The organism is Photorhabdus cinerea (genome assembly GCF_011189575.1).
GTDB lineage: Bacteria > Pseudomonadota > Gammaproteobacteria > Enterobacterales > Enterobacteriaceae > Photorhabdus > Photorhabdus cinerea.
The window spans coordinates 40,082-52,373 of the sequence record NZ_PUJW01000008.1 but is presented as its reverse complement, the minus strand read 5'-3'; the positions used below and the strand labels follow the sequence as shown (position 1 = coordinate 52,373).

Below are 12,292 nucleotides of genomic sequence, written 5' to 3'. Positions count from 1 at the left end.
AGGTTGATATTCGCACACACATGAACATCATAATAATATGATTAACACTAATTACCACATTAATTTATCCCATTATGAAATATTTAACCACATATCTCATTAAGGTAAGCTTTTTATCTAAATAAATTAATCACACTTAATAAACTCAACCCAGCATCATTTCATTCCGGCAATTGGGTTATAGAGTTTATTAACTTAAATCGGGTAAACTGTGACAAATCGTGTTCAAATGAGTATAAATAACCTAACTTGATATAATCAAACACCAACACGCCCTGTTCATACAATTTACTTTGCAAAACAGGCATTATAACAATCAGAGATAGCGAGGCTCATAGCAACGTGGCTCAATATGTTTACTCCATGCATCGGGTCGGTAAAATTGTTCCCCCGAAACGTCATATTCTGAAAAATATCTCCCTGAGTTTCTTCCCGGGAGCAAAAATTGGTGTTCTTGGTCTTAACGGCGCGGGTAAATCCACCTTATTACGTATTATGGCCGGTATTGACAAAGACATCGAAGGAGAAGCCCGTCCACAGCCAGGGATTAAAATTGGCTATCTACCACAGGAGCCAAAATTAAACCTTGAGCATACTGTGCGTGAAGCTGTGGAAGAAGCGGTTAGTGAAGTAAAACATGCACTGACGCGTTTAGATGAAGTCTACGCAGCCTATGCTGACCCTGATGCTGATTTTGACAAACTGGCTAAAGAACAAGGTGAACTGGAAGCGATTATTCAGTCACATGATGGTCATAACCTTGATAATCAGCTTGAACGTGCCGCTAATGCGCTACGTCTGCCATCATGGGATGCAAAAATTGAGCATCTATCCGGGGGTGAACGCCGCCGCGTAGCAATCTGCCGTTTACTGCTAGAAAAACCAGATATGCTGCTATTGGACGAACCAACTAACCACCTTGATGCTGAATCTGTTGCATGGCTGGAGCGCTTCCTGCACGATTATGAAGGTACTGTTGTTGCAATCACTCACGATCGTTACTTCCTTGATAACGTTGCAGGCTGGATTCTGGAGCTTGACCGTGGTGAAGGTATCCCATGGGAAGGTAACTACTCTTCATGGCTGGAGCAAAAAGATGCTCGTCTGGCTCAGGAAGCATCGACAGAAGCCGCCCGCCGTAAATCTATCGAGAAAGAATTAGAATGGGTTCGCCAAAATCCAAAAGGCCGTCAAGCGAAAGGTAAAGCACGTCTGGCCCGTTTTGAAGAATTGAACAGCGTTGAATATCAGAAACGTAACGAAACCAGTGAACTGTTTATCCCACCGGGATCACGCTTAGGTGACAAAGTTCTGGAAGTGGAAAATTTGACCAAATCCTATGGCGACCGGGTTCTTATCGATAATTTGAGTTTTTCCCTACCAAAAGGGGCGATTGTCGGGATTATTGGGCCTAACGGTGCCGGTAAATCTACCCTGTTCCGTATGCTTTCCAACCAAGAGCAACCTGATTCCGGCACTATCACGTTAGGAGAAACCGTCAAACTAGCTTCTGTAGATCAGTTCCGTGACAATATGGATGACAAGAAAACCGTCTGGGAAGAGATTTCTAATGGTCAAGATATCATGCGTATCGGTAACTTTGAGCTCCCAAGTCGCGCCTATGTTGGGCGTTTCAACTTCAAAGGTGTTGATCAAGGTAAACGAGTCGGTGAACTGTCTGGCGGTGAAAGAGGCCGACTGCACTTGGCCAAACTGTTGCAAGTTGGCGGTAACATGCTGCTGCTCGACGAACCAACCAACGATCTGGATATTGAAACCCTGCGCGCACTAGAAAATGCCCTATTGGAATTCCCAGGCTGTGCAATGGTTATCTCCCATGACCGCTGGTTCCTTGACCGTATCGCAACCCACATCATTGATTATCAGGATGAAGGTAAAGTGACCTTCTTTGAAGGTAACTTCAGTGAATACGAAGACTATAAAAAGCGGACTCTGGGAGCTGAAGCACTAGAACCACATCGCATTAAGTATAAGAGAATTAGCAAATAATCATATTAAGAACGGCCTGACAACAGGCCGTTTTCCTCTAATTATTATCCTCATATAAACTCATAGTCTTATTCACAATGCTATATGTAAGATGCGTATCATGGATAATTTTCCCTTCTTTCAGCGTAATAATACGATCTGCATGTCTAATAAGCCTATTATCCTGTGAAGCTACAACAACCGTTCCCCTTTGATGATGAGCAATAAATCTTAAGATATCAATGGCTGTCTGACAGTCATATTTATCAAGATAACAAGTTGGCTCGTCAGCAAACAAATACCGGGGACTATTCACAATTGCTCTGGCTATTGCTACGCGTTGTTTTTCACTATCACATAATTCCCTGGGATATATATCTTTCTTATGTTTCAAACCAACAGTATTGAGTGCCTTAGTTGCCCTAGCTATCGATTCCTGATGAGAAGCAGTGATTCCACAGGACAGGGATAATAGCAAATTATCCAATGCTGTGAGTTCATTAGATAAATTAATTCTTTGAAAAATAAAACCACAATTTATCGAATGAAATCTATCTAATTCACAGTGATTCAGTTTACCCAATTCGTGATCAGCAATTAATATTTTTCCGCTGTCGAGACGCAACAACCCAGAAGTCATTGCCAGCAAAGTACTTTTTCCTGAACAGAGATCCCCTGTAATCAAAGTAAATTCACCTGGAAAAATAGAAAGATTGATGTCCGAAATCATTTTTTGGTTAGTTTGACTGTTTGAAAAACCATATGAAATGTCAATGGCTTCAATCGTAGCGATTTGATTCAAATTCATTATCTCAGCATAATAGTGTAAGAAATCTGGCATTATCGGTAACACTTACAGCCAGAACAATCCGTAAAAATACAGATATTCATCATTATAAGATTACACAAACGAAGGGAAATCATATAAGAAATATCTTAATTAAAAGTATATCAATATTTCTACCAGTGACTATTTCAAATGGCTACCTGTATGCTAAAATCAAAATTTTACTAAACAAGATCAACCCATTCCTATCAAAAATTCATTAACAGCAGAGCATTATTTGGTTAGTTCAAATACAAAAATAACATCAGATAAATAATTTTTTATAGATAAAAACACCCTAATATCATAACAACAGGTTAAAGTTAATATTTAATTTTCGTAATAACAAAGACACATAAAACATTAAAATATTTAATATGAAAATCAACCTTATCTTATTTTCAAATAAACCACAAAGCAAAAAAATTTTATTTATAAATCAACAGGGAAGTATTTAATTATTAATTTTGTTTTTATTCAAGAAATAAATAATCAATAGAAGTATCAAAAATATTAATAGCTATTATATATTTTATTACTTATAAGAAGTAAGAATATCCAACCACAACTCACATCGCGGTCAGATATATATTGAATATACTTATTAGTTTATCATATAAAATATTATATATGAATCTAATTATAAACGATTCAACTGATGTTCGGCTTAGGGTTAACAGCTAAAAGTTGCTGAATAAGGTCAATACAACGCAAGAAACGTTGGTCATAATCTGGTGAATCCACCTTAACATATTCAGTATTATTGTCTTTTAGAATATCCTCCAACAATTGCTGGAACGCTTTACGATCCTGATCGCTACCAAGGCTACGCAAACCATCAGCAACCCAAGGGGTATTATTTTCTAGTAGAATGACCAAATCAAATCGGTATTCATCAATCAATGCCTGAACAAACGGATGTTCACGCCCTTCATATCGCTTGCAGAATGCTTGGGTAGTCACGAAATCAGTATCCACAAATGTAACCTTATTCGCATATTTTACTGCAAAATCAATATACTGTGCTTGCCCCAATGCGATTTTGTCATAGTCTGAATATTGTAACGCCATCTCATCACCTCCCAGATGAGAGAAAACATAATCACGACCATACTCCCAAGCACTGGTAGTATTAAAAATATTTGCCAATTTGTTAACTAACGTGGATTTACCACTAGATTCTCCACCAAGAATAGCTACTGTACGGACAAAGAAAGGTTTTACTTCCGTAGGAATATATTCCCAATGACGGAATGGGTCCTGGCGAATCTGTCGACCACAGATCTTCATAAATGATCGTTGTGGATCGATAAGAATAGTTTCAATTCCCAATTGTTCTTTATAACGAGGGGCATCCAGAGTTTCACTGGAATAGATATAACTTGGATTAATCCCCTCCTTTGACATAAAGGCTTTCATGCCTTTACTCCACACATCCCAACCATGTGGATATGGCTCAATTCCCTGTTCATCAAAAGAATGAATATGAATATTTTTCTGATATTTAAATGTCTGAAGTAACCAACGCAGACGATCACTAACAGTAGGTTGCTGCGACATGGAGCTATTCACAAACAACTCTTTATCCCTCGGTTCATCATGACAAAGGATGATATGTAATTCATCTACCTGACTACAAGCCCGTTGAATGAGATAAATATGCCCGGTATGCAATGGATAAAACTTACCAAATATCACGCCAACTGTTTTATTCTGCACAGGATATTGCAACCCCAGATAGTTATGGAGAGAAGCCAATTTTTTGGCACTAGGGCTTTTGATTTTGTCATTAATTAACTGGCTGAGATAACCTTTAGTCATACCGCTTGCATCGGCAACCTGTTGCAACGTACAACCCGTTTGTTTAATCGCTTTTTTAAGGTAGCCAAATTGACCCATATCTCCCCCAGTTTAATCAAGATCTTCCATAACAGATAAAGCATCTGCCAGCTTTCTCACACCAAAAACTCTCATCCCTGACAGCTCTTTTTTCGGCATATTGGCATAAGGGACTATCGCCCGTTTAAAACCATGTTTAGCCGCTTCCGATATCCGTTCCTGCCCACTCGGTACAGGACGGATTTCACCGGCCAGCCCCACCTCACCAAATACAACCAAATCACGGGGTAAAGGCCGATCCCGAAAACTGGAGACTAAAGAGAGAAGTAAAGCGAGGTCTGCACTGGTTTCCGCTACCTTAACGCCACCGACCACATTGACAAACACATCCTGATCGGACATTTGCAAACCACCATGACGATGAAGAACCGCCAGTAGGATAGCCAACCGGTTTTGCTCTAAACCAACAGCCACACGGCGTGGATTATTCATCATCGAATGATCCACCAGCGCCTGAATTTCCACCAATAAAGGACGGGTACCTTCCCACACCACCATGACCGAACTGCCAGCCGTCACTTCATCACCACGGCTAAGGAAAATCGCTGACGGGTTACTCACTTCGCGCAACCCCTGCTCTGTCATAGCGAATACTCCCAGCTCATTGACAGCACCAAACCGGTTTTTATGGCTGCGTAAAGTACGGAAACGAGAATCAGCCTCACCATCAAGCATTACGGAACAGTCAATACAATGTTCCAACACTTTCGGGCCGGCCAGCGAACCATCTTTAGTTACATGACCCACCATAACAATGGCAACACCACGGGTTTTAGCAAACCGAGTAAGATAAGCAGCGGTTTCCCTGACCTGAGCAACACTCCCAGGAGAGGATTGAATATCCGCCATATGCATCACCTGAATAGAGTCAATCACCATCAGTTTTGGCTGTTCCTGCTCTGCAATCAAGCAAATCTGCTCAATGCTGGTTTCTGACAACATATTCAGATTATCAACCGGCAACCCCAACCGGTGAGCACGCATAGCAACCTGTTGTAACGACTCCTCTCCAGTGACGTATAACGTTTTCATTTGCGTGGATAACTGACACATCGTCTGCAACAGTAAGGTACTTTTTCCGGCTCCTGGGTTACCACCAATCAGAATGGCACTACCAGGTACAACACCACCGCCCAGAACCCGGTCAAATTCTTTGAATCCAGTGGAAAAACGAGGAAGTTCTTCCAGACTAATCTCTGATAATTTCTGAACCCTGCTGACACCCGCATCTCCCGCATAACCACTGAATCTGTCACTACGAGAGGAAGGTGCGGCGGCTAAACGCACCTCAGTAATAGTATTCCAGGCATGGCATGCACCACATTGCCCCTGCCAACGCGGATAATCCGCTCCACACTCATTACAGACAAACGCTCGTTTTGCTGCTTTCGCCACTCTGCACTCCCTAAAACAACTTCATTAACGTTCTTCGTGTTTAAGACCACCACTTAACACACACAATACCCCCATCAGATCAGCATGGCGAATTGTCACCTTCGACTGAGCATAAACCTTCGGTTTCGCATGATAAGCAATACCCAGCCCCGCTTTACGGATCATTTTTAAATCATTAGCACCATCACCAATAGCCACGGTTTGTTCCAATGGGATATTCAGTTTTTTCGCCAATCTCACCAATGTGGCAGCCTTATATTTGGCATCAACAACTGGCCCTTTAACCTTACCTGTCAACTTGCTATTTTTTACTTCTAACTGATTTGCTACCGCAGCAACCAAACGTAAATTCTGGCGCAGGTGATCCGCAAAATAGGTGAATCCCCCCGACGCGATTGCCACATGCCAATCAAAGGACTGCAACTTACGCACCAGACTGGTCAATCCCGGCATAAGTGGTAAATTTTCTACAACCTGCCGCAGAATATCAGCATCAGCTCCTGCAAGCTGAGAAACCCGCTCCCGCAGACTCTCAGAAAAATCCAACTCGCCTTGCATTGCCCGCTCAGTAATTTCGGCCACCTTGTCACCTACGCCTGCCAAACGAGCTATTTCATCAATACACTCAATTTGAATGGCCGTTGAATCCATATCCATGACCAACAAACCTGGCGAACGCAACCGTGGAATCTGCCCCAAAGGAACAACATCCAGCCGACACTCATCAGCAAGTCTTTTAATACGCGGCGTCAGACTTCCAGCAATACGCACTACCTGATAATCATCAATACGCCATGAAGAGACAATAACAATTGCCGCTCCAAGCCGATGCTGAAAGTTACTGATACGTTGTTTATCTAAACCACGACCATATATCAACCAACCACTGTCACCAGCCCGGTAATCCAATGGCATAACTTCTTCACCACTTAATGAAAGTGGTAATCCCGGCCATTTATGGACCTCTTCCGGCAAATAACGATAAGCCAGGTTATTAGACATTAATCCCTACTCCTGTAATCCTACATAGCTCTGACTGCAAAAAATGACATTTCAAACTATCCTCTCTGTATCGCATCTGGCAACATTGAATTAACCACAGCCAGGAAGAGATAACTATGATCAAAGCTAAATTAAAATTCCGACTGCATAAAACAGCTATTATATTGATCTGTATTGCCTTATTAGTATTTCTAATGCAGGGCGTTTCTTATTTTAGCCGTTCTCACCAACAAGCCCAGATAGATCAATTTGAGGAATTGGCCAAAACCCTGGCAAAACAAGTCGCATTCAGCTTATCCGATTATATGGAGAGTGGCAGCAAAGATCTTAATAATGAGCAGATACTGGCTAATTTGAATCATCTGACCAAAAACAGCCGCATACTTGATGCGAGTGCTTACCTTAAAAATGGAACACAAGTTGCACATAGTGGTGAGAGTGTGCCAGTACGCGATCGTTTATCGCTGGATGGTAAAAAAGCAGGAAGTTATTTTAACCACCAGATAGTCGTTCCCATTCCAGGAAAAGATGAACCAAGCGGTTTTCTGCGCCTGACACTAGATACCCACAAACTGGCAACAGAATCCAAACAGGTGGATAACACGACTAACTTACTTCGTATCATGATTTTACTCGCTTTAGCAATTGGTTTTATTCTGGCACATAATCTGTTGCAATTAACACCAAGCCGCTGGCAGCAATCGCCTTATTTGCTGACAGCCAACAGCAAATCAAGCGAAAAGGAAGAGGAATAAGGTAAATCGGCTCTGGAAACATATGACCAGAAAATACTACAAAATAGTTAGCGAAAACCCGCCGTAAAACCTCGCATTGAGCGGGGCGCAATCACTCAATATGCCAGACTTACTTAACTCGTTTTCTGAGGCATCCCTTGAACGTCCTCTGACCTCTGTCGGGATCGCTTGCCAGTTTGAATTCACTTAACTATATTGAATGCATCGAATGCAAATATAGGTAAAGAATTATGGCAATGATGACTGTCAGAAACATCCCTGATGAAGTGCACCGTGCCTTGCGGGTTCGTGCTGCCATGCACGGCCACAGCACTGAGGCCGAAGTACGCGCCATTCTGGAAAAATCCGTAAAAGCCGAAGGCCGGATCAAGTTGGGCTCAATGCTAACTGAGATTGGCCGGCAAGCCAAGTTAACCGATGAGGAGTTCACAGCCATTGAGCAAATGCGTGATAAAACGCCAGCCAAGCCGGTAAGTTTTCAATGATCATACTGGATACTAACGTGATTTCAGAACCGCTGCGTCAAGCCCCTGAATCGAATGTCATTAAGTGGCTAGACGCACAACCGATTGAAACCCTATATCTGTCGGCAATAACTGTAGCCGAACTGCGCTTTGGTTTGGCCTCGCTGCCCGTGGGGAAACGACGTGACAAGTTGCAGGAAAGCCTGGAAAAGCAGATATTACCTTTATTCGTCGGACGTGTATTGTCATTCGATATGTCAGCATCACAATCTTACGGTGAACTGATGGCAAAAGCACGGTTCGCCGGTTTGGCAATCGGCCTGGCTGATGGATATATCGCTGCAATCGCCGCTGCAAATGGCATGATAGTTGCCACACGAGATATTAGCCCGTTCGAGGCGGCAGGTGTGGGCGTGATTAATCCCTAGGAAAATTAACAGACGACTTTTTGTGACATCGTAGCTTTTAAAATATAAAACATGGCTTTGGTGTTGCTAGCATTTTTCCTAAATAATCAAATACATCCTATGTTGTGTTTTTCCTTTTACCATCCATAAAGATACTTTTTTTATCTTCATCAATTAATGCCAGAGGATATGAAAATTTATTATCAAACGTTACAAAATCATGAGAAATATAACCAGATTTAAAATATCTATTACTAAACGGGATTTCAGCACAATTCAATATTGCTTTCATATTTTTAATAACTAAATTATGAGCATAATTCTTACTGTTTTAATATCCTTCTTTAAAATATATAAACTTCTTCTTAGGATATTCATTTGCATTTACATCACCTATAACCTTAAAATAACTTCCCTTAGATTTAATAATGGTTAGATTTATTCTATATTCTCTTAGTCTTATATCTTAATTATCACTTTCACAAAGAGACAATTCCTCTATCCATCATTAAAAACACCAAAAAATTAAGAAAATGACCCCATAAGATGTTATTTTAAAATCACAACAGAGATTAACAAGAAACAAGATGAAAATAGCCATTATCTCGTTCATAAAATATTTTTAAAATCCAAATCCAAATCCAAATCCAAATCCAAATCCAAATCCAAATCCAAATCCAAATCCAAATCCATTTTAGATTAATAACTAAATTATCAGAGTATAAATTTCTGATAAAAATTATAGGATTTATTCTAATAATCTTCTGACAATAAATTAAACTATTTTATTTACTCCAAACTTTAACAAACAAGGAATTCTAAACATCTATACTTCTTTACCTCTTTACCTCTTTACCTCTTTACCTCTTTACCTCTAAAATAAAATTAATATATTCCATTTGGCTATATATGGTTGCTATTCATTCTTTCAAACAAGTACATCTACAGAGTTATCCTCCATAACTATATGAATACAACGGATTATCTGGAGATGATATGACCTCGTCACGCTCTGTTCTCGATATGATTGGTAATACCCCATTGCTGGAGTTAACACATCTGAATACCGGTTCGTGTCAATTATTTATCAAACTGGAGAATCAAAATCCCGGTGGCTCTATTAAAGATCGCGTTGCACTTTCAATGATCGAGCAAGCGGAGAAACAGGGCCTACTCCAGCCCGGTGGTACAATTATCGAAGCCACTGCTGGCAATACCGGTATTGGATTGGCATTAGTCGCCGCCCTGAAAGGCTATAAGCTGATTCTGGTTGTCCCAGATAAAATGAGCAGGGAGAAGGTGTTCCATCTGCGTGCACTGGGTACCGATGTACGTTTGACCCGTTCTGATGTCAGCAAAGGTCATCCAGAATATTATCAGGACTATGCCCTACGTTTGGCTCAAGAAATACCAGGCGCTTATTACATTGATCAGTTCAATAATCCAGCTAACTCAGCAGCTCACATCACTACCACCGGTCCGGAAATTTGGCAGCAAATGGCTCACAACGTCGATGCCGTGGTGATCGGCGTCGGTTCCGGTGGGACGCTAGGCGGTCTGTGCAGCTATTTCGCTCAAGTCTCACCAGAAACCGAGTTTGTATTGGCCGACCCGAGCGGCTCTATTCTGGTGGACTACATCGAACACGGTGAATATGGTAAAGCCGGAAGTTGGCAGGTGGAAGGCATCGGTGAAGATTTTGTCCCTCCCTTGGGCGATTTTAGCCGGGTGCACCACGCCTATCGTGTCAGTGATGCAGAAGCCTTCTCCAGCGCCCGTGATCTGCTGTTAAAAGAAGGCGTACTGGCGGGTTCTTCCAGTGGCACGCTACTGGCCGCCGCACTGCGCTACTGCCGCTCACAAACCACACCAAAACGTGTAGTTACGCTGGCTTGTGACAGTGGAAACAAGTACCTGTCAAAAATGTTTAACGACTACTGGATGCTGGAACAAGGATTCCAGTCACGTATGCCACAACATGATCTGAGCGACTACATTACCTATCGCTATCAGGATGGCGCTACGGTTTTTGTGTCGCCAGAAGATACGTTGAAAACCGCTCATACCCGAATGCGTCTGTATGAAATTTCTCAGTTACCCGTACTAAAAGATGAACAAATCGTCGGCATTATCGATGAATGGGATTTAATGCACACAGTGCAAGCTAATCCACGCAATTTTACTCTACCTGTTAGCCACGCCATGACCCATCAGGTTCAAACTCTGGATAAGGACGCTTCTTTGCAACAATTGATGGCAACTTTCGACGCCGGGCATGTAGCACTCATCGTCAACAATGGCTGTTTCCTTGGGCTCGTAACTCGCACAGATGTGCTGAACGCATGGCGTCAGCAACTTAATTGATTTTCTCGTAGGAATAACATTATGACCAAGTTTGATACTAAAACTGTTCACGCTGGCTATACACCTGACCACACTGGCGCGGTAATGCCAGCGATTTATGCGACTTCGACCTACGCCCAGACTGCGCCCGGCCAGCACACTGGTTATGAATATTCCCGCAGTGGTAACCCGACGCGCGACTCACTGGAAAACGCGATAGCTGAACTGGAAAATGGCAGTCAAGGCTATGCTTTCAGTTCAGGGCTAGCAGCCAGTTCCACGGTGTTGGAACTGCTGGATAAAGATAGTCATCTGGTAGCAGTAGATGATCTGTATGGTGGCACTTACCGGCTGCTGGAAAGGGTACGTAGCCGTACTGCTGGTTTACGTGTTACTTACGTGAAAGCAGATGATATCGCTGGCCTTAAAGCGGCAATTCGTCCCGATACAAAAATGATTTGGGTGGAAACTCCTACCAATCCGTTGCTAAAACTGGCCGATCTGGCTGCTATCGCGCAAGTAGCTCAACAGCATGGAATTATTAGTGTCGCGGATAATACTTTCGCCTCCCCATATATCCAACGCCCACTTGATCTGGGATTTGATATTGTCGTGCACTCCGCTACTAAGTATTTGAATGGTCATTCCGATGTGATCGCAGGGCTGGCTGTCGTCGGCAAAAATGCAGAACTAGCAGAAAAGCTCGGTTTTCTGCAAAACTCTGTGGGCGGCGTGCTTGATCCATTTAGCAGTTTCCTGGTTCTGCGTGGAATGCGCACGCTTGCTCTGCGTATGCAACGTCACATTGACAGTGCATCAAAGATCGCACATTGGCTGGAACAGCAGCCTCAGATCGAAACCGTCTTCTATCCCGGCCTCGCTTCCCATCCACAGCATGAACTGGCGAAACGTCAAATGAATGGTTTTGGCGGTATGATTTCTGTTCATTTAAAAGGTGATGATGATTATGCCCGCCGGTTAATTCAAGAGCTAAAGCTATTTACATTGGCTGAAAGTCTGGGCGGAGTGGAAAGTCTGATCGGCCAACCATTTAGTATGACTCACGCTTCTATCCCATTAGAAAAACGCCTTTCTTCCGGGATCACACCACAGTTGGTACGTATTTCTGTAGGTATAGAGGATGCAGAGGATCTCATCGCCGATTTAGCTCAGGCGTTGGAAAAAGCCACTCAATAAAAGAGCAACGCCAGC

General features: G+C 42.4%; 10 protein-coding genes. 6 read left to right on the top strand and 4 right to left on the bottom strand.

Annotated features, from left to right (window positions below; genetic code table 11):
• Window positions 1–342: 342 nt before the first annotated feature.
• A complete protein-coding gene (ettA, locus tag C5469_RS09370; RefSeq protein ID WP_166305295.1) occupies window positions 343–2,010 on the top strand; it encodes an energy-dependent translational throttle protein EttA in 1,668 nt (555 codons plus the stop codon).
• A 37-nt stretch (window positions 2,011–2,047) separates the two neighbouring features.
• Here the strand turns inward: ettA and C5469_RS09365 are convergent, their stop codons facing one another.
• The 4 genes from C5469_RS09365 to serB form a co-directional block, all read right to left on the bottom strand.
• Window positions 2,048–2,830 carry an ABC transporter ATP-binding protein gene (locus C5469_RS09365; protein ID WP_235525409.1) on the bottom strand — a complete coding sequence of 261 codons (783 nt, stop codon included), beginning with the start codon at window positions 2,828–2,830 and terminating at the stop codon, window positions 2,048–2,050.
• Window positions 2,831–3,466: 636 nt separating this feature from the next.
• A complete protein-coding gene (nadR, locus tag C5469_RS09360) occupies window positions 3,467–4,714 on the bottom strand; it encodes a multifunctional transcriptional regulator/nicotinamide-nucleotide adenylyltransferase/ribosylnicotinamide kinase NadR (protein ID WP_166305292.1) in 1,248 nt (415 codons plus the stop codon).
• A 12-nt stretch (window positions 4,715–4,726) separates the two neighbouring features.
• Window positions 4,727–6,109: a DNA repair protein RadA gene (gene radA, locus C5469_RS09355; RefSeq protein ID WP_166305289.1), complete on the bottom strand. Its 1,383-nt coding sequence runs from the start codon at window positions 6,107–6,109 to the stop codon at window positions 4,727–4,729.
• A 24-nt stretch (window positions 6,110–6,133) separates the two neighbouring features.
• Complete coding sequence (serB, locus tag C5469_RS09350) at window positions 6,134–7,111, bottom strand: phosphoserine phosphatase (RefSeq protein WP_166305286.1); 978 nt, start codon at window positions 7,109–7,111, stop codon at window positions 6,134–6,136.
• 116 nt (window positions 7,112–7,227) lie between these two features.
• Between serB and C5469_RS09345 the strand changes: the two genes are divergently transcribed.
• The 5 genes from C5469_RS09345 (at window position 7,228) to C5469_RS09325 (ending at window position 12,277) form a co-directional block, all read left to right on the top strand.
• Window positions 7,228–7,866: a YtjB family periplasmic protein gene (locus C5469_RS09345; protein ID WP_166305283.1), complete on the top strand. Its 639-nt coding sequence runs from the start codon at window positions 7,228–7,230 to the stop codon at window positions 7,864–7,866.
• A gap of 230 nt (window positions 7,867–8,096) precedes the next feature.
• Window positions 8,097–8,351, top strand: a complete 255-nt coding sequence (locus C5469_RS09340) for a FitA-like ribbon-helix-helix domain-containing protein (RefSeq protein ID WP_036772272.1) — start codon at window positions 8,097–8,099, stop codon at window positions 8,349–8,351.
• Entirely contained in the window at window positions 8,348–8,758 is a 411-nt protein-coding gene (locus tag C5469_RS09335) for a type II toxin-antitoxin system VapC family toxin (RefSeq protein WP_166305280.1), read from the top strand. Before C5469_RS09340 ends, C5469_RS09335 begins: the two co-directional genes overlap by 4 nt.
• A gap of 975 nt (window positions 8,759–9,733) precedes the next feature.
• Window positions 9,734–11,101 (top strand): pyridoxal-phosphate dependent enzyme, encoded by a 1,368-nt coding sequence (locus tag C5469_RS09330; RefSeq protein WP_166305277.1) that lies wholly within the window; start codon window positions 9,734–9,736, stop codon window positions 11,099–11,101.
• Between the two features lie 21 nt (window positions 11,102–11,122).
• Window positions 11,123–12,277: a trans-sulfuration enzyme family protein gene (locus C5469_RS09325; RefSeq protein ID WP_166305274.1), complete on the top strand. Its 1,155-nt coding sequence runs from the start codon at window positions 11,123–11,125 to the stop codon at window positions 12,275–12,277.
• Window positions 12,278–12,292: the final 15 nt, after the last annotated feature.

What these genes read in the sequence shown, in the direction of transcription:
- C5469_RS09365 (WP_235525409.1), bottom strand. Translation starts at nt 2,830, where the DNA reads ATGCCAGATTTCTTACACTATTATGCTGAGATAATGAATTTGAATCAA.
- nadR (WP_166305292.1), bottom strand. Translation starts at nt 4,714, where the DNA reads ATGGGTCAATTTGGCTACCTTAAAAAAGCGATTAAACAAACGGGTTGT.
- serB (WP_166305286.1), bottom strand. Translation starts at nt 7,111, where the DNA reads ATGTCTAATAACCTGGCTTATCGTTATTTGCCGGAAGAGGTCCATAAA.
- C5469_RS09345 (WP_166305283.1), top strand. Translation starts at nt 7,228, where the DNA reads ATGATCAAAGCTAAATTAAAATTCCGACTGCATAAAACAGCTATTATA.
- C5469_RS09340 (WP_036772272.1), top strand. Translation starts at nt 8,097, where the DNA reads ATGGCAATGATGACTGTCAGAAACATCCCTGATGAAGTGCACCGTGCC.
- C5469_RS09335 (WP_166305280.1), top strand. Translation starts at nt 8,348, where the DNA reads ATGATCATACTGGATACTAACGTGATTTCAGAACCGCTGCGTCAAGCC.
- C5469_RS09330 (WP_166305277.1), top strand. Translation starts at nt 9,734, where the DNA reads ATGACCTCGTCACGCTCTGTTCTCGATATGATTGGTAATACCCCATTG.
- C5469_RS09325 (WP_166305274.1), top strand. Translation starts at nt 11,123, where the DNA reads ATGACCAAGTTTGATACTAAAACTGTTCACGCTGGCTATACACCTGAC.